Source organism: Gordonia sp. YC-XJ4 (assembly GCF_059511865.1).
Map to the genome: position 1 here is coordinate 3,817,391 of NZ_CM183447.1, position 20,504 is coordinate 3,837,894.

The 20,504-nt window shown below is 68.5% G+C and carries 21 protein-coding genes; 6 read left to right on the forward strand and 15 right to left on the reverse strand.

Annotated features, from left to right (window positions below):
• Positions 1-14: 14 nt before the first annotated feature.
• From AC5ZH6_RS17025 to AC5ZH6_RS17045, 5 genes are all read right to left on the reverse strand, one after another.
• Positions 15-1,784, reverse strand: coding sequence for a long-chain-acyl-CoA synthetase (locus AC5ZH6_RS17025; RefSeq protein WP_271353670.1), 1,770 nt, complete (start codon positions 1,782-1,784; stop codon positions 15-17).
• An 80-nt stretch (positions 1,785-1,864) separates the two neighbouring features.
• Positions 1,865-2,404 (reverse strand): LOG family protein, encoded by a 540-nt coding sequence (locus tag AC5ZH6_RS17030; RefSeq protein WP_006367631.1) that lies wholly within the window; start codon positions 2,402-2,404, stop codon positions 1,865-1,867.
• Between the two features lie 118 nt (positions 2,405-2,522).
• Positions 2,523-3,371: an LOG family protein gene (locus AC5ZH6_RS17035; protein ID WP_496167550.1), complete on the reverse strand. Its 849-nt coding sequence runs from the start codon at positions 3,369-3,371 to the stop codon at positions 2,523-2,525.
• Positions 3,372-3,437: 66 nt separating this feature from the next.
• The gene (gene dapE, locus AC5ZH6_RS17040; protein WP_496167552.1) at positions 3,438-4,532 is read right to left on the reverse strand and encodes a succinyl-diaminopimelate desuccinylase; all 1,095 of its coding nucleotides are present in this window, start codon (positions 4,530-4,532) and stop codon (positions 3,438-3,440) included.
• A gap of 85 nt (positions 4,533-4,617) precedes the next feature.
• The gene (locus tag AC5ZH6_RS17045) at positions 4,618-5,124 is read right to left on the reverse strand and encodes a DM13 domain-containing protein (RefSeq protein ID WP_496169240.1); all 507 of its coding nucleotides are present in this window, start codon (positions 5,122-5,124) and stop codon (positions 4,618-4,620) included.
• 228 nt (positions 5,125-5,352) lie between these two features.
• Between AC5ZH6_RS17045 and AC5ZH6_RS17050 the strand changes: the two genes are divergently transcribed.
• From AC5ZH6_RS17050 to AC5ZH6_RS17060, 3 genes are all read left to right on the forward strand, one after another.
• Positions 5,353-5,655 (forward strand): hypothetical protein, encoded by a 303-nt coding sequence (locus tag AC5ZH6_RS17050; protein WP_496167554.1) that lies wholly within the window; start codon positions 5,353-5,355, stop codon positions 5,653-5,655.
• A 202-nt stretch (positions 5,656-5,857) separates the two neighbouring features.
• Positions 5,858-6,823: a 2,3,4,5-tetrahydropyridine-2,6-dicarboxylate N-succinyltransferase gene (gene dapD, locus AC5ZH6_RS17055; RefSeq protein ID WP_014360609.1), complete on the forward strand. Its 966-nt coding sequence runs from the start codon at positions 5,858-5,860 to the stop codon at positions 6,821-6,823.
• A 75-nt stretch (positions 6,824-6,898) separates the two neighbouring features.
• Positions 6,899-7,309 (forward strand): VOC family protein, encoded by a 411-nt coding sequence (locus tag AC5ZH6_RS17060; protein ID WP_006367637.1) that lies wholly within the window; start codon positions 6,899-6,901, stop codon positions 7,307-7,309.
• On the opposite strand, the gene AC5ZH6_RS17065 is transcribed toward AC5ZH6_RS17060, so the two are convergent.
• From AC5ZH6_RS17065 to fdxA, 3 genes are read right to left on the reverse strand one after another with little or no spacing between them, the layout of a single operon-like run.
• Complete coding sequence (locus AC5ZH6_RS17065; protein ID WP_035726845.1) at positions 7,291-7,986, reverse strand: helix-turn-helix domain-containing protein; 696 nt, start codon at positions 7,984-7,986, stop codon at positions 7,291-7,293. The two genes, AC5ZH6_RS17060 and AC5ZH6_RS17065, sit on opposite strands and share 19 nt — an antisense overlap.
• A 13-nt stretch (positions 7,987-7,999) precedes the next feature.
• Complete coding sequence (gene dapC / locus AC5ZH6_RS17070) at positions 8,000-9,115, reverse strand: succinyldiaminopimelate transaminase (RefSeq protein ID WP_014360611.1); 1,116 nt, start codon at positions 9,113-9,115, stop codon at positions 8,000-8,002.
• 7 nt (positions 9,116-9,122) lie between these two features.
• On the reverse strand, positions 9,123-9,455 hold the full coding sequence (fdxA, locus tag AC5ZH6_RS17075) for a ferredoxin (RefSeq protein ID WP_014360612.1): 333 nt from the start codon (positions 9,453-9,455) through the stop codon (positions 9,123-9,125).
• A gap of 357 nt (positions 9,456-9,812) precedes the next feature.
• On the opposite strand from fdxA, the gene AC5ZH6_RS17080 reads away from it, so the two are divergent.
• From AC5ZH6_RS17080 to AC5ZH6_RS17090, 3 genes are read left to right on the forward strand one after another with little or no spacing between them, the layout of a single operon-like run.
• A complete protein-coding gene (locus tag AC5ZH6_RS17080; protein ID WP_014360613.1) occupies positions 9,813-10,442 on the forward strand; it encodes a cysteine dioxygenase in 630 nt (209 codons plus the stop codon).
• Between the two features lie 18 nt (positions 10,443-10,460).
• The gene (locus tag AC5ZH6_RS17085; protein WP_006367642.1) at positions 10,461-10,835 is read left to right on the forward strand and encodes a rhodanese-like domain-containing protein; all 375 of its coding nucleotides are present in this window, start codon (positions 10,461-10,463) and stop codon (positions 10,833-10,835) included.
• 13 nt (positions 10,836-10,848) lie between these two features.
• Positions 10,849-11,265, forward strand: coding sequence for a pyridoxamine 5'-phosphate oxidase family protein (locus AC5ZH6_RS17090; protein WP_006367643.1), 417 nt, complete (start codon positions 10,849-10,851; stop codon positions 11,263-11,265).
• A gap of 90 nt (positions 11,266-11,355) precedes the next feature.
• Here AC5ZH6_RS17090 and cofG read toward each other — a convergent pair whose 3' ends face one another.
• From cofG to typA, 7 genes are all read right to left on the reverse strand, one after another.
• Positions 11,356-12,600 carry a 7,8-didemethyl-8-hydroxy-5-deazariboflavin synthase CofG gene (gene cofG / locus AC5ZH6_RS17095; RefSeq protein WP_006367644.1) on the reverse strand — a complete coding sequence of 415 codons (1,245 nt, stop codon included), beginning with the start codon at positions 12,598-12,600 and terminating at the stop codon, positions 11,356-11,358.
• Between the two features lie 6 nt (positions 12,601-12,606).
• Positions 12,607-14,112 (reverse strand): flavin-containing monooxygenase, encoded by a 1,506-nt coding sequence (locus AC5ZH6_RS17100; RefSeq protein WP_020170712.1) that lies wholly within the window; start codon positions 14,110-14,112, stop codon positions 12,607-12,609.
• Positions 14,109-15,236 carry an FO synthase gene (locus tag AC5ZH6_RS17105; RefSeq protein WP_496167558.1) on the reverse strand — a complete coding sequence of 376 codons (1,128 nt, stop codon included), beginning with the start codon at positions 15,234-15,236 and terminating at the stop codon, positions 14,109-14,111. The genes AC5ZH6_RS17100 and AC5ZH6_RS17105 overlap by 4 nt, the downstream gene beginning before the upstream one ends.
• 50 nt (positions 15,237-15,286) lie before the next feature.
• Complete coding sequence (locus AC5ZH6_RS17110) at positions 15,287-15,661, reverse strand: hypothetical protein (protein ID WP_006367647.1); 375 nt, start codon at positions 15,659-15,661, stop codon at positions 15,287-15,289.
• A complete protein-coding gene (mshB, locus tag AC5ZH6_RS17115) occupies positions 15,658-16,566 on the reverse strand; it encodes an N-acetyl-1-D-myo-inositol-2-amino-2-deoxy-alpha-D-glucopyranoside deacetylase (RefSeq protein ID WP_496167559.1) in 909 nt (302 codons plus the stop codon). Before mshB ends, AC5ZH6_RS17110 begins: the two co-directional genes overlap by 4 nt.
• Positions 16,563-18,449 (reverse strand): ABC transporter family substrate-binding protein, encoded by a 1,887-nt coding sequence (locus tag AC5ZH6_RS17120; protein WP_020170710.1) that lies wholly within the window; start codon positions 18,447-18,449, stop codon positions 16,563-16,565. The genes mshB and AC5ZH6_RS17120 overlap by 4 nt, the downstream gene beginning before the upstream one ends.
• A gap of 91 nt (positions 18,450-18,540) precedes the next feature.
• The gene (gene typA / locus AC5ZH6_RS17125; RefSeq protein ID WP_006367650.1) at positions 18,541-20,466 is read right to left on the reverse strand and encodes a translational GTPase TypA; all 1,926 of its coding nucleotides are present in this window, start codon (positions 20,464-20,466) and stop codon (positions 18,541-18,543) included.
• Between the last annotated feature and the right edge of the window lie 38 nt (positions 20,467-20,504).

Sequence of the window (20,504 nt, forward strand, 5' to 3'; positions counted from 1 at the left end):
GACTACGAAAGCACTCAGTTCTTGGGTGCCTTGGCCGCTGCGACGTCGTCGGGATAGGAGTCGTAGTACTCGACGTATCCGTCGGAGCGTCCGGCGAGCACGTAGAGCGGGTCGTCGCCGACCTTCTCGTAACCCTCGTCGCGCAGCTCGACCTTGCGGTTCTTGAACGTGGAGGTGGCCTCGAGCTGACCGACGATCCGGATGAACAGCGGCATCGCATACGACGGCAGGGCCTCGTAGAGGTGCGACGCCATCTCCTTGCCGTCGAAGCTCGCACCCTCGCGCAGCGTCACCGCCGCCATTCCGGCCTTGCCGTCGGTGCCCGGGACCTCGACGCCGAAGACCACCGACTGCGCGATCGACGGGTGGCCGTCGAGCCCGGCCTCGACCTCGGTGGTCGCGACGTTCTCGCCCTTCCAGCGGAACGTGTCGCCGAGTCGGTCGACGAAGGCGATGTGGCTGAAGCCCTGGTCACGAACGAGATCACCGGAGTTGAACCAGGCGTCGCCGTCCTTGAAGGCATCGCGGACGATCTTCTTCTCGGTTTCCTCCGGATCGGTGTAGCCGTCGATCGGGACGCGGTCGTTGATGCCGGAGATGAGCAGGCCCGTTCCGCCGCGTTTCACCTTGGTCAGCCGACCGTCGGCGTTGCGTTTGGGCTTGCCGTCCTCGTCGTACTCGACGATCGCGTACGGCAACGGACAGAACCCGGCGGTGCGGCTGGCGCTGAAGGCGTTGACGAACACCAGGTTCAACTCACTGGCCCCGTAGAACTCGACGATCCGGTCGATGCCGAACCGCTCGCGGAACTCGTCCCAGATGTCGGGGCGCATGCCGTTGCCGACCACGAGACGCACGCTGTGGGCGCGGTCGGTCGGCTTCTCCGGCTGCGCCAGCAGATAACGGCACAACTCACCGATGTAGCAGAACGCCGTGGCGCGATTGAGGATGACGTCGTCCCAGAATTTCGACGCCGAGAAGTGTTTGCCGATGGCGATACAGGCGCCCGAGGCGAGCACCGAGGACAACGACACCGACAGTGCGTTGTTGTGATAGAGCGGCAATGGCACATACATGGTGTCGCTGGCGCGCAGGCGCACCGCGAGGCCGCCGATACCCGAGAGACTGGCCAGCCACCGGTTGTGGCTCATCACGCTGGCCTTGGGCAGGCCGGTGGTCCCGGAGGTGAAGATGTAGAACGCCTCGGTGGATGCCGGCAGGGTCGCGGTGACCTGCGGGTCGGCCTCCGACCGTCCCTGCGCCGCGGCATCGAGTGCGGCGAAGTCGAGAACGTGCTCGGGCAGTGCGCTCTCGGGAATCGACTCGAAGGCCTCCGCGCAATCCGGGTCATGGACGAACACCCGGGCTCCGAGGAGCTTCATGCTGTGCTCGAGGACGTTGCCGCGCTGGTTGTAGTTGATCATCCCGGCGATCGCGCCGAGCTTGACCGTCGCGAGCATCACGAACAGATCTGTTGGGCAGTTCTTCGACAGGATCGCCACCACGTCGCCGGTCTGCACACCCTTCTCGGCGAGCACCGCGGCGTAGCGGTTCACCGTCCGGTTGGCCTCACCGTAGGTGGTCGACTTACCGCCGAACCGCACGAACGGCCGGTCCGGGTGGTTGGCGGCGTGCTGCGCGAAGATCAGGCCGATGGTGCGCTTGGCGTCAGCGGGCCGCCTGATCAGCCCGGGTGCGTGCTTGATCATCTGGGGCGCCTGCGGCGCCATCTTGAGCACGCCTTTGAACAGATCTGTGATTCCGACGGTGTCCTGGGACGACATCGACTTACTCGCTCTCCGATTGGACGACGATGGCGCGCGCTGTCCGCCGCGAACACACGACGCCAGCTCGTGTGCACACCTTACCGGGCAGTAGCATGACGCAGCGCACCCTCTACCGAATCGGTGACGACGAGCCGGTCCAGCGAACTCTGTGCGACGAATCCCGGCGCCACCAGACCCTGTAACCACGACAACAGCGGCGTGTAGAAACCCACCGGGTCGAGCAGCACCACGGGTTTGGTGTGCATGCCGAGGAATCCACCGGTCCACGTCTCGAACAACTCCTCGAGCGTGCCGATACCACCGGGCAACGTGATGAAACCGTCGGCCCGATCGTCCATCAGCTTCTTGCGTTCCCGCATGGTGTCGGTGATGACGAGTTCATCGGCGTCGAGGTCGGCGACCTCGCGCTGCATCAGGGTCCGCGGGATGATCCCGACCGTCGTACCGCCGGCCGCGCGCGTGGCGTCGGCGACCGCACCCATCATCGACACATTGCCGCCGCCGGAGACCAGCGTGTGTCCGCCCGCCCCGATCGCGGTGCCGAGTTCGGCCGCGAGATCCAGATACTCCTGCCCCACATTGCGTCCCGACGCGCAGTACACGCAGATCGCGCTCATCAGTCCCCCACTCTCTCGCTGTCTGTCCGCGGACCTCATGGTCGGCGAATGGAGTGTTCGTGTCGCCCGGCCGGTGCGTTCCGTGCGTGGCCGGGGCCGTGCCGGTCGGGGCAGCCGGTCAGTCGGCCTCGCCACGCGCGGCGAGGCGCTGCGCCGCCGCCCGGATGACCTCGACCGCCTCGTCGGGTTCATCGACGACGGTCACCAGATCGAGATCCTCGGGCGAGACCATCCCCTTGGCGACGAGGACCTCGCGCATCCAGGCGAGCAGCCCGGCCCAGTGCTCGCGGCCGACGAGCACGATCGGGAACCGGACCACCTTCTTGGTCTGCACCAGGGTCAGCGCCTCGAAGAGCTCGTCGAGCGTGCCGAGACCGCCGGGCAGACAGACGAAGGCCTGGGCGTACTTCACGAACATCGTCTTGCGGACGAAAAAGTAGCGGAAGTTCATGCCCAGGTCGACCCAGGGGTTCAGATGCTGCTCGAACGGCAGCTCGATGTTGAGTCCGATCGACGTCGCCGACGACTCGTGGGCTCCCTTGTTCGCGGCCTCCATGACGCCCGGCCCACCGCCGGTGATCACGGCGTAGCCGGCCGCGCCGAGGGCTCGGCCCACGCGCACCGCGAGCTCGTAGTCGGGTGAGCCGGGTCGTAGTCGCGCGGACCCGAATACCGTGACCGCCTCGGCGACGTCGGAGAGGGCATCGAAACCCGCCACGAATTCCGACTGGATACGCAGCACGCGCCACGAGTCGCGCATGGTGCGCTCGGCCCGGCGCTCGGCGTCGCGCGGATCGACCCACTCGAGCAGCCGACGGTCGGTGGTGCGCTCGTCGCCGTCGGTGCGGCGCACGCGCATGGGGCCGATGTAGCGGGTGCCCTGCTGATCCTCGATGTCGACGTCGGTGACCGGGTCACGCTCTGCGGGCTCGCTGCCAGAAGTCGTCTCGCTGCCAGAAGTCGTCATGGGCGTAACGCTAGCGCGCCCGGCCGATGTCCCCGCCGCACCGACGGGAACCCGGTGCGCGTCAGTTCAGCTCAGGTAGGTCCGCAACAACTCGGTGACCTCGCGGATCTGGGCGACCGGGACGCGTTCGTCGACCCGGTGGGCCAGGCTCGGGTCCCCCGGTCCGAGGTTCACCGCGGGAATACCCAGAGCCGAGAATCGTGACACGTCGGTCCAGCCGTACTTGGCGCGGAATCGCCCCTGCGCGGCGTCGACGAGTGCCGCAGCAGCCGGATGCGACAGGCCGGGCAACGCGCCTGCGGCGGAATCAGTGAGTTCGAGCGTCACCGCACCGGAGGCGAGCGGCCCGGCGAACACCTCGCGAACGTGGTCGAGTGCGCTCTCGATGCTGTGGTCGGGCGCGAAACGGAAGTTGACGTCGACGTGGGCGGCGTCGGGTACGACGTTGCCGGCCACCCCGCCGCCTATCCCGACGGCCGAGAGTCCCTCGCGGTACTCGCATCCGTCGATGTCGACGCGGCGCGGCGAGTACCCGGCGAGGGTGGTGAGCACCTCCCCCAGCTTGTGAATCGCGTTGTCGCCCATCCACGCTCGCGCCGAATGTGCCCGCGTCCCGGTCGCGGTCAGGCGTACCCGCAGAGTGCCTTGGCATCCTGCCTCGATCTGCCCGGCCGTGGGTTCCCCGAGGATCGCCACGTCGCCGGAAAGCCACTGCGGCAGTTCACGTTCGATGACCCCCAGCCCGTTGTACTCGGCGGCGATCTCCTCGCAGTCGTAGAAGATGAGCGTGAGGTCGTGGCGCGGATTGGCCAGCGTCGCCGCGAGATGCAGGAACACCGCGTCACCGGATTTCATGTCCACGGTTCCGCACCCGTGCAGGACCTCGCCCTCGGCGGTGTCGTCGGTGCGCCGGCTCGGCAGATTTCCCGCGACCGGCACCGTGTCGAGGTGCCCGGCGAGGATGACCCGGCTGTCGAGCCCCCGGTCGGTGCGCGCGAGCACCCGGTTGCCGTGACGGACGATCTCGAAGCCGGTGGTCTGCTCCCGGAGCGCGGATTCGACGGCGTCGGCGATGGCCGTTTCGTCCCGGGATTCACTGTGGATGTCGACCAGCGCCGCGGTCAGGTCGATCGGATCGCCATGGAGGTCGAGAGCATTCACGCCCCCACCGTAACGAAGCCGATGGCGCGGCGCCGAAAAGGGTTACACCCGCGTGGTTTACATCGCACGGGTTGCACGACAGGGGTCATGAAGGTCGAAGCTCGGCGGCGCCGAATGACACGTCGAACTGCACACACCACAGCACCACCGCCGGGAACCGGGCGAGGTCGGTGGTCGCGGGCACCGCATACACCTGGTCGCCACGGTTGCCCTTGATCGGGCCGAGGTCGACGCGCGGGGCGCCACCTGCGGTACGCCAGCCGGCGAAGCCGCCGATCACCTCCCCGGCCGAGAGCCACACATGCACATCGGGGCCGGTGGTCGTGTCGAGGTTCTCGATGGCGAGAATCCTTGAGCCATCCGGCTTCTCGATGACCGACACGGTGCCGGTGGTGTCATGTTCGTGGCTGATGAAGGTCCCGGACGAGAGCACCACGGGCGTGGCCGGTGGCGCGCCCGACGCCGGCGTACCGCTCGCGGCGACCGGGATCTCGTCGGCGATCTCGGTGTCGACGAAGACCAACCACGGCTTGAAGATCACGCCGCCGATCACCACCACGACGATCACCACCACTGCCAGCCCGGCGAGCACCCACGGCCATCGCCGGCGTCGGGCCCGCCCGCCCTGGTGCGGAGTCCGGAGTCCACGTTCGGCCATGATGCGACAATACGGACATCGCACGGTCGCGACCAGCGCGTTCGGCCGTTCGGATGATGGCTCGATCGTGTCCGGAGATGATCGGCGAAACGCCTACTCGGCTGTCGTGACCGTCGTAGCGTGGAGGTGTAGCGGAGTGTTCGAACCGAGGAGATGATCGCCATGTCCGCTCGTTCTCATGATTCCCATCGTTTTCACGATTCCCACGGTCAGCATCCTTTGGGAGTGTTGGCGTTCTTCCTGCTCATCGTCGGTTTCGCGAGCCTCGCCGTGCTGCTCGTGTCGGTGGTGGTCGGCAACACCGCGCTGGCCGTCACCGCCGCCGTCGTCGGGCTGGTGGCCTTCGGTGTGGCCGCCACGACCATGACCATGCTGGGCCGGAAGTCGCATCACAGCGCACTGATCCCCGACTACACCGACACCGAGACGGAGCACTACCTGCGCGACTATCGACACGGTGCTTGATCTGGCGGCTCCGCCGCGGCTTGATCTGGCGGCTCCGCCGCGGCTTGATCTGGCGGCTCCGCCGCGGCTTGATCTGGCGGCTCCGCCGCGGCGTGATCTGGCGGCTCCGCCGCGGCGTGATCTGGCGGCTCCGCCGCGGCGTGACTTGGCGGCGTGATCCGGCTGCCGACCGCACGGCGCCCCACCGGTAAGCTCGGGTGCCGTGACGAACAATGGTGCACACGCAGTCGGAATCGCCACGGTGACCAACGGGGGTTCCGCTGATCCCGGCGTCATCCTCGACGTCTGGTTCCCCGAGCCGCAACTCGGTACGAGTGAGCAGAGCGGCACGACGATCCTGGACGACACCGCGACCCCCGGCGATCTTCGTGACCTGGTCGGTGTCGACGCGGTCCGCCGGGTCAAGACCGTAGCCGTATCGACCACGATCGCCGATCTCTCGGCGCCACCGGTCGACGCCTACGACGTCTACCTGCGTCTACACCTGCTCTCGCATCGTCTCGTCGCGCCGCACGGCACCAACCTCGACGGCATCTTCGGCCTTCTCGCCAACGTGGTGTGGACCAATCACGGCCCCTGCCCGGTCGAGGGATTCGAGAAGATCCGCGCCGGACTGCGCGCCCGCGGCAACGTGACCGTGTACAGCATCGACAAGTTCCCCCGCATGGTCGATTACGTCGCGCCCGGCGGTGTGCGCATCGGCGACGCCGACCGCGTCCGGCTCGGCGCACACCTCGCGCCCGGCACGACGGTCATGCACGAGGGATTCGTGAACTTCAACGCCGGCACTCTCGGCGAATCGATGGTCGAGGGCCGTATCTCCGCAGGTGTCGTCGTCGGCGACGGCTCCGACATCGGCGGCGGCGCATCCACGATGGGCACGCTGTCCGGCGGCGGCAAGGAGCGCATCGTCCTCGGCAAGCGCTGCCTGCTCGGCGCGAACTCCGGCTGCGGCATCCCCCTCGGCGACGACTGCGTCATCGAGGCCGGCCTCTACGTCACCGCGGGCACCAAGGTCACCGGGCCCGACGGCACCACCGTCAAGGCCCGCGACCTCGCAGGCCAGTCCAATCTGCTGTTCCGTCGCAACAGCCTCAACGGCGCCGTCGAAGTGGTGCCCTGGAAGGGCGACGGCATCGCCCTCAACGAGGCCCTACACAAGAACTGACACACACCACAGCGCGCCGGGGACCTGTCCGAAACGTTCAAGACACCCGGGGTGCGGTGACCATACGGTGATCGCATGACCGACACCGCACGCATTACAGGACCGATCCTCGATGCCCTGTCCATCGTCGTCGCCGACATGGCGGCCACCGTCGATTTCTATACGCTTCTGGGTCTGCAATTCGAGCCCGGCGCCGCCGATGCCCCCCACGCGGAGAGTGCGGTGGGCCCGATGAGGATTCTCTTCGACACCCGCGCCGTCGTCGGCTCGTTCATGCCCGGGTGGACCGAGCCCACGGGTGGCCATCGGATCGCGCTCGCGTTCGCCTGCGCGACACCGACCGATGTCGATGCCGAGCACGCAACGCTCGTCGCCGCCGGGCACCGGTCGATACTCGAACCGTTCGACGCCGTCTGGCATCAGCGGTATGCGGTCATCGCCGACCCCGACGGCAACCCCGTCGACCTCTACAGTCCGCTGGTCTGAGCACCGCCGGTCCACGCCGTCGGCGGCGCGCCGGTGAGTTCGGCGAAGTCGCGGCACATGTGCGCGTGGTCGGCGTACCCGGCGCGCGCAGCGATACCGCTGAGATCCTCCCCGGCGTCGTCGAGTAGCGCCAGCGCAGTCCGCATCCGCAGGATCCGGGCGAGCGTCTTGGGGCCATACCCGAAGTGCTGCAACGACATCCGATGCAGGGTGCGCGCCGATACCGACACCGTGTCGGCGCATGCGGAGACCGGGACACCGCGTGCAAGCATCAAGGGCAACGTCGGCACCCACGGCGGGGGTGATTGACCGGGCGTGGCGTCGCACAGCGCGGACAGCGCGGCCCCGACGTCGTCGGCGGCCGCGAGCGTGTCCTCCCAGCGTCGCACGTCCGACGACGGCCAGAGATCGCTCAGCGGCACCCGCGAATCCCGGAACTCCGACGCGGGGGCGCCGAGGAGTCCGGGCGCGTACCCGGGCGCGAAGCGCAATCCGGTCATGTCCCGGCGCCGGTCGGTGCCGAAGACATACGGCCCGGTGTCGGGGCCCGCGATCAGGAGCTCCTCGCCGGTCCAGATCAGGTCCATGCATCCGTCGGGCAGGATGACCGACTCGCCGGGAGCGGTGTCGGCGCGCCAGCACGTCGCCGGTCTCGCAGAGCGCTCGGCCAATGTCACCTGCGGTCGCGGCTCAGGCCAGTCGTTGTACCGCGGTGGCGATGCGCTCGTCGGTCGCCGTCAGCGCGATCCGCACGTGGTCGACGCCCGCGGGTCCGTAGAAGTCCCCTGGCGCGGCAAGGATGCCGCGCTGCGCAAGCCAGCCGACGGTCTCCCGGCACGGTTCGCCGCGGGTGGCCCACAGATACAAACCGGCTTCGGAGTGGTCGATGGTGAAGCCGGCTGCGCGGACCGCCGCGGCCAGCTCGGTCCGGCGTTTGGCATAGCGGGCACGCTGGACCTCGACGTGCGCATCGTCGGTGAGCGCTGCGGTCATCGCCGCCTGAATCGGGTACGGCACCATCAGCCCGGCATGTTTGCGTACGGCCAGCAGTTCGGCGATCAGTTCCCGGTCACCGGCGAAGAAACCCGCACGATAGGACGCCAGGTTGGAGATCTTCGACAACGAATGCACCGCGAGCAGCCCGGTGTGATCGCCGTCGGAGACACGCGGGTCGAGCACCGAGACGGCCTCGGCGTCCCACGACAAACCGAGATAGCACTCATCGGAGATGACGACGGTCCCGCGTTCGCGCGCCCACTCGATCACCTTGCGCAGGTGGTCGATCCCGAGGATTTTGCCGGTCGGGTTGGACGGCGAGTTCAGGAACAGCACGGCCGGGCGCGCCGGCCCGAGCGCCACCGTCGAATCGGCACGCACCGGTGTCGCACCGGCCAGCAGGGCACTGACCTCATAGGTCGGGTAGGCGACCTCCGGGATGACGACCATCTCGCCGACGCCGACACCGAGCGTCGCGACCACCCCGGCGATGGCCTCCTTGGTTCCGATCACCGGGAGGATGCTCGACTCGTCCACGCCGACGGCGCCGTAGCGACGACCCAGCGCCGCGGCTGCGGCGTCGCGCAGAGCCGTGGTCCCGATCGTCGTCGGATAGCCCGGGAACTCCGAGGCCTGTGCGAGGGCCTCACGGATGACCGGATCGACGGGATCGACCGGGGTGCCGACCGAGAGGTCGACGATGCCATCGGGATGAGAGTTCGCGGTGGCCTTGGCCTCGGCCAGGGTGTCCCACGGAAAGTCGGGAAGGGCGGCACTGACCCGGCGTCGGGCCGGACGGTCACCGGTCACCGCGAGCTCAGTCCTCGTCCTCGTTCATCGGGGGCAGCTGCTTGATGAAGGGCGGGTCGAAATCGGTCTTACCGACCTTGCTGGCACCGCCCGGCGAGCCCAGCTCGTCGAAGAAGTCGGCATTGGCACTGACGTACGGATCCCATTCGTCGGGGACGTCATCCTCGTAGAAGATCGCCTCCACCGGACACACCGGCTCGCAGGCACCACAGTCCACACATTCATCCGGCTGGATGTAGAGACTGCGACCACCTTCGTAGATGCAATCGACCGGGCATTCCTCCACGCATGCCTTGTCCATCACATCCACGCAGGGTTCCGCGATGATGTAGGTCACCACACACTCCTTTGCTGCAAGCACTTCGGTCGGCCGCCGTCGCACGGCGGGCCGAGATGTACGCGAGGGCTGGTCGCGCCGAGCACGCATGCAGCGGCAATCCGCAGCTCTGAAAGACCGCACACACGTGTTGCCCTAGAGTATCTGCCCACCACGCAGCTCTCCCACACCCGCCCCTGCTCACCGACGGTCGTTGAGTCACAGATCACACCGGGGCCCGATTGCACCCAGGGTGAGGAGAACCCTCCCGCTCACGTCGATGCGCGGTCACCCTGGTCGCGTGAGCACTCCATCGAGGCGATGTCGCGGCCGTCACCGTATCCGGCGCACTCCCCTCGACCCTCGTTCACAGGAGAACTCATGACCTCGACCCTGCCCTCCCGTACCCAGCCATCTCGTACCCAGCCCCCCCACACGCTCCGCCCGGACCGTTCTGCCCGCCACACCGCTGCCCACCTACCGACCCGGCTGCGCCCGGCAGACCTGCTGCGGATCACCGACCAGGGCGTCGCCGACGTCCTCGACGGACGTTACGACCACCTGCTGCCCACCGCCTGGGACCCGGTGGAGCGGTGGTCGACCCGTCTGGAATCCGACGACGACCTCGACCTGTGGCTGATCAGCTGGACGCCGGACCGCTCGACCGACCTGCACGACCACGCCGGATCGCTGGGCGCACTGACCGTGTTGAGCGGCGCACTGCGCGAATACCGTTGGACCGGTGACGATCTCGCGCTGCGCATCCTCTCGGCCGGCGATCAGGCGGCTTTCCCGCTGGGCTGGGTCCACGACGTTCAGCACCACGGGAGCATCCCGCCGGCGCGTGGTCTCACCGTCCCGACGGGCGATACCTCGGTGGCCACTCCGAGCGGCCCGACGCTCAGCGTCCACGCCTACTCCCCGCCATTGACCGCGATGTCGTTCTACGAGGTGACCGAAGGCGGCGCACTCCGCCGGACCCGGACCGAACTGACCGACGAACCGGAATAGAACGCCTATCGTGAACCCATGCCGATGACCATCGACGACATGCTGCTCGTCGCGCGGGAGTCCCTGCAACGACTGCCTGCCGAGGATCTCGACGCCGAACTCGCCGCCGGTGCCGTGCTCGTCGACATCCGCCCGGCCGCGCAACGTGCCGCCGAGGGTGAGGTTCCCGAGGCACTCGTCATCGAACGCAACGTCCTGGAATGGCGATGTGATCCGGCCAGCGACGCACGGATCCCACAGGCCGTCGACCACGACGTGCGGTGGATCATCCTGTGCTCGGAGGGATACACCTCCAGCCTGGCGGCGGCATCGTTGCAGCAGTTGGGATTACACCGCGCCACCGATGTCATCGGGGGATATCGGGCCCTCGCGGCACATCACGATCCCCGGTGAATCGCCGACCCCGATGACCCCGACCGAATTCATCGCCTTCATTCGCTCCCACCCGCTCGGGGTCGTCGCGACCGTCTCGCCGGACGGAGCACCCGAGGCGGCGCTCGTCGGGATTGCCGTCACCGACGCCGCGGAGATCGTCTTCGACACCTCACGGTCATCCCGCAAGTTCGCCAATCTCGCGGCCGATTCCCGGGTCGCCCTCGTGGTCGGCACCACCGAGGAAATCACCGTGCAATGTGAGGGGCGGGCGGACATTCCGCACGGCGAGGCTGCGCAGCGGTGCCGGGACGCTTACTTCGCACAGTATCCGGACGGACGGCAGCGGGCGGCCGATCCCGACATCGTGCACGTGCGCGTCCGACCGCAATGGGTGCGCTGCGCCGACTATCGGCCGGACGGCGGCGGGGTCACCGAGAGGCACTGGTGAGCGGCGCCCCGCTCACGATCGGCAGCCAGACCGCTCACGCCACCGCCGACCACGCCCGGGGTGACGGAATCCGGTCGGCAGCCAGACCGCTCACGCCACCGACGACCACGCCCGGGGTGACGGAATCCGGTCGGCAGCCAGACCGCTGTGCGGATCGCTCAGGGCCACCACGTGCTCGTGCAGTGCCGGGTCGATCCAGGACGACGCGTCGAGGATGTACGGCGGCTGCGCGGTGAGACGTTCGGTCAGGGTGAACCCGGCGCCGGCGGTGAGATCGGCGAGCACGTCGAGGTTGGGCCAGGGACGTTCGGGATTGACGTGATCGGGCGTCAGCGGTGACACCCCACCCCAGTCGTCGACGCCGGAGGCGATGAGTGCCTCGCACTCGGCCGCCGACACGAGGTTCGGCGGCGCCTGGATACGCATGTGCGGACCGAGCACGATCCGCGCGGTCGCGACCGCGGCGAGGAACTCGGTCATCTCCGCGTCCGGGGTACCACGCATCGCGGTGTCCGGCTTGGCCCGGAAGTTCTGCACGATCACTTCCTGGATGTGCCCGCCGGCCGCGGCGATCTCGGCCATCGCAAGCAACGATTGCGCTCTCTCGGTGAGACTTTCACCGATGCCGACGAGGATTCCGGTGGTGAACGGAATCCCGAGGGCACCCGCATCACGCAACACCTGCAGCCGTACCAGGGGATCCTTGTCGGGGCTGCCGTAATGAGGCATGCCCTTCTCGGTGAACAGTCGGCGCGAGGTGGTCTCGAGCATCATGCCCATCGACGGCGCGACCGGGCGAAGGGCGGTCATCTCCTCGGCGCTCATCACACCCGGATTCAGGTGCGGCAACAGTCCTGTTTGTGACAGGACCGCGATGGCGGCGGCGCGGACGTAATCCAGCGTGGAGGTGTAACCACGCTCGGACAGCCATTGCGCGGCCTGCGGCCACCGATCCTCCGGGCGGTCACCGAGAGTGAACAACGCTTCCTTGCAACCGAGTTCGGCACCCCTGCGTGCGATGTCGACGACCTCGTCGAGTTCGAGGTACATGCCCGCACCGGCGCGGGCGAGCTTCCCCGGGATCGTCACGAAGGTGCAGTAGTGGCATCGGTCGCGGCACAATTTGGTCAGCGGGATGAACACCTTGCGCGAGTAGGTGACCTGCCCGGATCGTCCGACGGCCGCAAGGCCCTCGTCGCGGAGATCGGCGGCGATCCGTTGCAGCGCATGCAGATCGGCGCCGGACGCCGACAACAGGGTGCTCACCACCTCGACGTCGGTGATCTCGGTGGTCGTCGCGGCATCGAGTGCCGCGGCCATGCTCATGGACGGCATGGGTGCTCACTCCCCTCGTTCGCTGGTGGTGGCCACTGTCGATCGGGTGACGAACGGCTCCGGCTCGAACGTGCCGTTACGCTCCCGGAACGACAACGCCGTACCCGGCCAGAGCAGTGTCAGCCGACCACTCTCGGGATCGACATACCAACTGTCACAACCGGTCAACCACACCGTATCGGAACTCCGGTCGTCGATCTCCCGGGTGTAGGCGGCCTCGGCGTCGGCGGTGACCTCCAGTGCGGCAACCCCCGCCTCGGCCATGTGATCGAGGGCGCCGACGACATAATCGAGTTGCGTCTCGATCATGTAGATCGCCGAATTGTGGCCGAGCGCCGCATTCGGGCCGTCGAGCACGAACATGTTCGGGAAACCGGCGACCACGGTCGAGGCATAGGAGACCATGCCGTGTCGCCAGTGGTCCGCGAGCAACTCGTCGTCCCGGCCGTGCACGCGCGTGGCGACCGGCGGTCGTGCCGCCTCGAAACCCGTTGCCATCACCAGGATGTCGAGCTCGTGACTGCGGCCGCTGGACGCGCGCGCCTTGGCTTCGACGACCGATTCGAGCGCCCCCGGCTCGAAGACGACGTTCTCACGCAACAGCGTCGGATAGAAATCGTCACTGAGAAGTATTCGCTTACAACCGATCTCGTAGTCCGGGGTCAGTTCGGCACGCAGCACCGGATCGGGGATCTGCGCGCGCAGGTGGGTCAATGCCCGCGCCCGGATCTCGTCGATGTCGGGACGGCGGCGCAGACGTTGCGCGAACGCGGCGTCGGCGTTGCGCAACAGTTCGTTTCGATGTGCGGCCGCCCGCTGCGGATCGACGAGCTCGGCACGCTCGGCGGGATCGAGGCGACGATCCTCCCGCGGCACGATGTAGGGCGGGGTGCGGCTGAAGATGACGAGCTCGGCGGCGCGGGCGGCCACATGCGGCACGATCTGGATCGCCGACGCCCCGGTACCGACCACCCCGACCCGGGCGCCCGCCAGATCGAGGTCGGGCTCCCAGGCGGCCGTGTGGACCACGGTCCCCGGAAAGTCGTCGAGGCCTTCGATGTCGGGGATTCTCGGCTCCGACAACCGGCCCACGGCCAGCAGCAGGATCCGGGCGGTCAGCGACTGCGCACCGTCAACGCCCTCGGTGACCAGATGCCATCGGGCACCCTCGGCATCCCAAGTGGCACTGGCGAGTTCGCGACCGAGGCGGATGTGATCGGCAAGTCCTTCGTCGTGGACGAGCCGGTCGAGATAGGCGCGGATCTCGGCGCCTGCGGGATAGACCGCCGACCAGTCGGCGGGAGGACGGAACGAGAACGAATAGAGGTGACCGGGGATGTCGCAGGCGATGCCGGGATAGATGTTGTCACGCCAGGTGCCGCCGACCGCGTCGGCGCGTTCGAGGACCACGAACGATTCCCTCGCGCGCCGCGCCAGATGCGTGGCCATGCCCAGCCCGGCGAAACCCGCCCCGACGATCGCGACGTCGACCTGGGGTGCGGCCGCGGTCACCGGCCTGCCCGGTGCAGGATCGGCCGGTCGCCGGGCTGCCGATAAGCGGTGGTCCGCTGAACCGGGGTTCGGCCGGCGCGCTCCGCGAATCCGGCGAGGCGCTCGGCGTCGAGGACACGACCGGCCTCCGGTCCGGCCGACGGCATCATCGCGCCGTCGAGGAGCATGCCGCCGATGTCGTCGACCCCACCCCGCAGCACCTCGTCGACGACGTCGGCGTCGAGCTTGGTCCAGGCGACCTGGATGTGGTCGAACCGACCCAGGGTGACCAGCCGCGTGACGGCGTGGATCGCCCGCGTCTCGCGGCGTGAGGCGCTGGCCACCGCGACCGACCGCAGATGAGATGGCGTGTTGTCGGCAACCATCGGCATCAGGATGAGCTCACTGAACCCGCCTGTACGCGACTGGATCCCGCACAGGGTCCGCAGATGGGCGAGGACGTGGCCCGGCGTTTCGACATGCCCGTACAACACCGTCGCCGTCGAAAACAGTCCCGCCTCGTGCGCTGCGGAGATGACCTCGATCCACCCGTCCCGGGTGTACTCGGTCCCGGGCGGTGCGAGGACCGCACGAACCTCGTCGTCGAGGATCTGCGCCGCGGTCCCCGGCACCGAACCGAGTCCGGCGCCGCGTGCGCGGCGCAGGAACTCCTCGACGTCGATGCCCAGCCGGGCGGCGGCGTCGCGGATCTCCGGTGGGCGGAACGCGTGCAGATGGACCGGCGCCGCGGCGGTGATCCGCTCGATCAGGCGCAGGTACCCCTCGGCGGGGGCATCGGCGGGCAGTGGCCCCTGCATGCAGATCTCGGTCGCCCCGAGCCCGTGGGCCTCGACGACCAGATCCTCCAGCGACGGGTCGGTGGTCAGGCTCGCGGCCACCGCGGTGTCGAGATTGCGATTCACCACGTAGGTGAGGGCCTCGGGGTCGGTGACCGCACGGCGGGCCGCGTCGGCGTGCGCGCACAGCTCGTCGAGGAGATCGCCGTCGGCGCCGAGCAGCGCGATCCACTCGTCGTCGGAGAGGTCGGCCGGCGTTCCCACCGGGGCGGCGGACAACCGCTCCAGCGCCGCGGCGACCCGCTCGACGGGCGCCCGATGATCGGTCGCCCACGCGCGCAAAACCATGGACCCACTCTAACCGCAGGGTCCCCGGCGCCCGGGGTGGCTCGGGGCGCTCAGGCGTCCGGACGTGGCAGCCGGCCCGACCAGATGAGCGCCACCGGGATGCCGAGGCCGAACAGCACCAACATCAGCGTCGCGGGAACGGTGGTGCCACCGAGGTAGAGCACCACGTCGCCACCCGGACCGGTGAACGCCGCGACCAGCAGAACCAGAACCCACGCGGCCAACGGCGCGAACCGCAGCGGCGAGTCGGTGGTGCGCGCGGCCAGCCACAGCAGTATCGCGTTCACCAGGCCGGCGACGATGGCGATGACCGGAACTGGCTGTCCCCAGAACCGCAGGTAACAGAACGCGACCGATCCCAGCCCGACCACGACACCGTCGACGATCAGCATCGCGAGGAGGAAGCGGTCGAGCACGCGGGTCACGGTCGCGCCTGTGCGGGACGGCGTTGCGGGGTGAACAGATCGCCGTTGCGGGCAGCGGGCCCTTCCGGTGCGGGGCTGCGCAGGATGAAGTGCTCGACGTCGAAGATCGGCTGAAGGATGTTGTTGGACAAGGCGTATTCGGTCCGCGACGGCGCCACCGTCACCTGCGTCGCGTGCGCGGCCAGGGCATCGACCTTGCGCTGATACACCCCGCCGACGTCGATGGCGGTGGTGATCCGATCGTCGGGGTAGCTGGGCAGTTCGGTGTCATGCGGCATCCGCCAGCCGTCGGGAACGCGGTCGGCCGCCGTGGCGAGACCGGCGCGCAGTGCGCTCGCCTCGGTGACCGACTCGTACACCAGGTACTCGGTTCCGGTCCGCCTCGACGCGATCGGTAGCGCGGCGACCGAGGCCTCGTGCACCGTCATGTGGTCGGGATGTCCGTAGGTGCCCGCGGTGTCGTAGGTGACGACCACCTGCGGATCGAACTCGGCGATCTCGTCGGCCAGCGCCGCGACGACCGCGTCGAACGGGCCCTGCGCCAGTGCACGCGGATGCTCCGCCGACGGCGTCCCGGCCATCCCGGAGTCCCGCCAGCGTCCGGCGCCACCGAGGAATCGCGGGGTGAGCGGTGGCCGACCGGGCGGGGTGAGCGCCTCGAGAGCCCGGGTCAATTCGAGGATGCGGTAGCCGCCGAGCTGATCGGCACCGCCGTCGGCGACCAATTGCGCCCAGCGATCACCGATCACCTCGCCCTCTTCACCCAGGGTGAAGGTGACCACGCGCACGTCGACACCCTCGTCGAGATACCGGGCGATGGTGCCGCCGGTCATGATGGTCTCGTCGTCGGGGTGGGCGTGCAGCAGCAGCAGTCGGCGTCCTGCCGACTCGGACGGTTCGGTCATTTGATGTCCCAGGTGGCGGCGGTGCCGTAGATGGAGGTCTGGATCGGCCCGGACAGCGGCACACCGGTCACCGCCGGCGTCACCCCCACGAGCATGCTGTCCTGGTAGAGCGGCAGATAGATCGCCTGATCGGCCAGCAACGGTTCGGCCTCGGCGAGCATCGGCGTCGGGTCATCGGCCGAGAGCGCATCGCGGGCAAGGGAGATCAGCGCGGGATCGCACACCCCGGAGATGTTGCTGGCGTACACGGTGGTCGCCCCCGACGCGTCCTGGCTGGGTGCGACGCTGGTGGGCGTCGGGGGTGTCGACAGCGACGGCGCGGTCCCGGGCTTGGGCTGATCGCAGTCGACCTGCGAGGCCAGCGCCGCCGCCGGGGGCACACCGAGCCCCGTCCATCCGACGACGAGATCGACGCGTGAATCGGTCAACGCGACGCCGTAGAGGTCGCTGTTGGGCAGGGACACCACCCCGGCGCGCACACCGGCGGAACGCAGTTGATCGACGATGTTCGCCGCGGCCGACGTGGACCGGGGGTCACCGCTGATCGCCCCGACCCGGACCGTCAGGTCCTGGCCGTCCTTCTCGTACGGGATGACGCCGTCGGGCACCGGGGCAACGCTGGGCGCCGCCGCCGTCGGGGTACTGCTACTCGGTGCGGATGAGCTACTCGGGCTCGCCGAACTCGACGGGCCGGCCGAACCCGATGGGCTGGGCGTACCGGATGTCGGGGGCTCCGGAGCGGGTGGCGTGCGCTTGTATCCCGCGGCGGCGAGCAGATCGTCGATCGCCTGCGGAGCCGGGCGTGGACGGTTCACCGGGAAATACCCCGGGTCCGACGGTGCGTACACGGTGTTGGCGTACTGCTGCACCACCCATTCACCCGCACCGGCGAGCGTGGCGAGGTTGGTGTCGATCATCGACAGGATCGCGCGCCGCACCTCCACCCTATTCATCACCGGGGTACGCGCGTTGACGCTGACCGTGAGGGCCCGCGCGGTCGGGCCGCGCTGATCGGTCACCCCGGGTACCGCGGTGAGCTCGGCCGCGGTCGCCGGGCCCGCGCCGACGGTTGCCAGCGCCGAGCCACCCGAACGGATCGAATCGATCATCTGCGAGTCGGTACCGGCCCGGCGCAACACCACCTGATCGAGCTTCGACGGCGTCATCCAGTAGCGGTCGTTGCGGATCAACCGCACCTCGTCACGGGTGGGGTCGAGCGAAAAGATCTGAAAAGGACCGGCCGACACCGGTTTTCCCGAGTCCATGCCGGTCTGGAAACCGGCCGGGGTGCCACGCAGCACGTGGCTGGGCAGCAGGTTGGTGAACAGCTCGCGCCACCGCGGATAGGGCTGGGCGAAGCGGACCTCGACGACCTTGCTCCCCGCACTGGAGGTCACCGAGTCGATCAGCCGATAACCGGCCGGCGCCACCACATTCGGCTGTCGCGACATCTGCTGCCACAGGTAGTTGAAATCGTCTCCGGTGACCGGCAGACCGTCGGACCATTGCGCATTGGTGTGGATGCGGTAGGTGACCGTGAACGGCGCGGTCGAGGTGACCTCCGCCGAGGTCACCAGCGCGTCGTTGCGTTGCCACACAACACCGTCGGGCGTCTGCACCGGAAGGAACGCACTGGGCAGGGTCATCGCGGCGATGGCCGTGGTGACCGGATTCTGGTCGGCGCCCAGATGCGGATTGAAGCCCGTGCCGATCGAGTCGGTGGCGACGTAGATCGTCTTGCCGTCGGGATACTCGGTCGGCGTCTGCGGGGTCGCGGTGTCCCGCACGGGCGGCGGCGGGTTGGCGGTACACGCCGCCACCCCGAGCACCGCCGCGAGGACCGTGAGGACGAGCAGGAGCGATCGCCCGGCCGAATGCGTCACACGACGCCGCCTCGACCGCTCACATCCCACGTCCATCACGAATCCACTCACCCCCAGACCACGACCACGTTCACCCGACCGCGTACGGGACTCAGCCCGCCGCGGCATCCCGCGTCTTGGCGCGCGAACGCTCACGGGCTCGGGTGGTGGCATCGAGATGCACCTTACGCACCCGCACCACCTCGGGAGTCGCCTCGACACACTCGTCGGCGGCACAGAATTCCATCGCGCCCTCGAGCTCGAGATGCATCGGCTTGGCGAGGGTCTCCATCACATCGGCCGACGACTGCCGCATGTTGGTCAGCTTCTTCTCGCGGGTCACGTTGATGTCGAGGTCCTCGGCGCGCGGGTTGATGCCCACGACATGGCCCTCGTAGGTGTCGTCGCCGGGATTGACGAAGAACGTGCCGCGGTCGGCGAGCTGGATCATCGCGAACGGCGTGACGGTGCCCGCGCGGTCACTGACCAGCGACCCGGTGTGCCGGGCGCGGATCTCGCCGGCCCACGCGGCGTACCCGTCGAAGACGGCATTGGCGATACCGGTACCACGGGTCTCGGTGAGGAAGTCGGTGCGGAAGCCGATCAGGCCGCGGGAGGGCACGGTGAACTCCATGCGCACCCAGCCCGAGCCGTGGTTGTTCATCTGGTCCATCCGCCCCTTGCGGGCGGCGAGCAGCTGGGTCACCGCGCCGAGGTACTCCTCGGGCACGTCGATGGTGAGGTGCTCGAACGGCTCGTGCACCTTGCCGTCGACCCGGCGGGTCACCACCTGCGGCTTGCCGACGGTCAACTCGAAGCCCTCACGACGCATCTGTTCGACCAGGATGGCCAGCGCGAGCTCACCACGACCCTGCACCTCCCAGGCGTCGGGCCGGTTGATGTCGACGACGCGCAGCGAGACGTTGCCGATGAGCTCGGTGTCGAGTCGATCCTTGACCATGCGCGCGGTCAGCTTGTGGCCCTTGACCCGACCGGCCAGCGGCGAGGTGTTGGTGCCGATGATGACCGAGATCGCCGGCTCGTCGACCGTGATGCGCGGCAACGGGACCGGATTCTCGGCGTCGGCGAGGGTGTCGCCGATCATGATCTCCGGGATGCCCGCGATCGCGACGATGTCACCGGCCACAGCGGATTCGGCCGGACTGCGCTCGACACCGACGGTGGCCAGCAGTTCGGTGATCTTGGCGCGTTCGATGACGGGCTCGAGCGTCCCGTCCTCCTTGGTGACCGCACGGCACCAGGCGACGGTCTGCCCCTTCTTCAGGGTGCCGTTGTGGATACGCACCAGCCCGAGACGACCGAGGAACGGCGAAGCGTCGAGGTTGGTCACGTGGGCCTGTAGCGGCGCCTCGGGATCGCCCTTGGGGGCGGGCACGTGCTCGAGCAGGACGTCGAAGAACGGGTCGAGGTTCTCCCCGTCGGGCACCTCACCGTTGGCGGGCTGCTCGGTTGAGGCGATACCGGCGCGACCCGAGGCGTAGAGGACGGGCAGGTCGAGCACCTGTTCGGCCGCCGACGCGGCCTCCTCGTCGAGGTCGGAGGCCAGATCCAGCAACAGATCATGCGTTTCTTCGACGACCTCGGCGATACGGGCATCGGGACGGTCGGTCTTGTTGACCACGAGGATCACCGGCAACGACGCGCTGAGCGCCTTGCGCAGCACGAACCGCGTCTGCGGCAGCGGGCCCTCGGAGGCGTCGACCAGCAGCACGACCCCGTCGACCATCGACAGACCACGCTCGACCTCACCGCCGAAATCGGCGTGACCCGGGGTGTCGATGACGTTGATGACGACCTCGGTGCCGTCGGGCTGACGACGGTGGACCGCGGTGTTCTTGGCGAGGATGGTGATGCCCTTCTCGCGCTCCAGGTCACCGGAATCCATCACGCGGTCGACGAGCTCGGCGCGCTCGCCGAACACCCCGGACTGTCGGAGCATCGCATCGACCAACGTGGTCTTGCCGTGGTCGACGTGCGCGACGATCGCGACGTTGCGGAAGTTGGGAGCAGGGCTCACTGAGATCTCTTTCGTGTACGGGGGCGGTCACTCGGCGC

Bases quoted from the DNA above. Each gene is read 5' to 3' on its own strand.
- AC5ZH6_RS17025 (WP_271353670.1), bottom strand. From the start codon at position 1,784: ATGTCGTCCCAGGACACCGTCGGAATCACAGATCTGTTCAAAGGCGTG.
- AC5ZH6_RS17030 (WP_006367631.1), bottom strand. From the start codon at position 2,404: ATGAGCGCGATCTGCGTGTACTGCGCGTCGGGACGCAATGTGGGGCAG.
- AC5ZH6_RS17035 (WP_496167550.1), bottom strand. From the start codon at position 3,371: ATGACGACTTCTGGCAGCGAGACGACTTCTGGCAGCGAGCCCGCAGAG.
- AC5ZH6_RS17050 (WP_496167554.1), top strand. From the start codon at position 5,353: ATGTCCGCTCGTTCTCATGATTCCCATCGTTTTCACGATTCCCACGGT.
- AC5ZH6_RS17060 (WP_006367637.1), top strand. From the start codon at position 6,899: ATGACCGACACCGCACGCATTACAGGACCGATCCTCGATGCCCTGTCC.
- AC5ZH6_RS17080 (WP_014360613.1), top strand. From the start codon at position 9,813: ATGACCTCGACCCTGCCCTCCCGTACCCAGCCATCTCGTACCCAGCCC.
- AC5ZH6_RS17085 (WP_006367642.1), top strand. From the start codon at position 10,461: ATGCCGATGACCATCGACGACATGCTGCTCGTCGCGCGGGAGTCCCTG.
- AC5ZH6_RS17090 (WP_006367643.1), top strand. From the start codon at position 10,849: ATGACCCCGACCGAATTCATCGCCTTCATTCGCTCCCACCCGCTCGGG.
- cofG (WP_006367644.1), bottom strand. From the start codon at position 12,600: ATGCCGTCCATGAGCATGGCCGCGGCACTCGATGCCGCGACGACCACC.
- AC5ZH6_RS17105 (WP_496167558.1), bottom strand. From the start codon at position 15,236: ATGGTTTTGCGCGCGTGGGCGACCGATCATCGGGCGCCCGTCGAGCGG.
- mshB (WP_496167559.1), bottom strand. From the start codon at position 16,566: ATGACCGAACCGTCCGAGTCGGCAGGACGCCGACTGCTGCTGCTGCAC.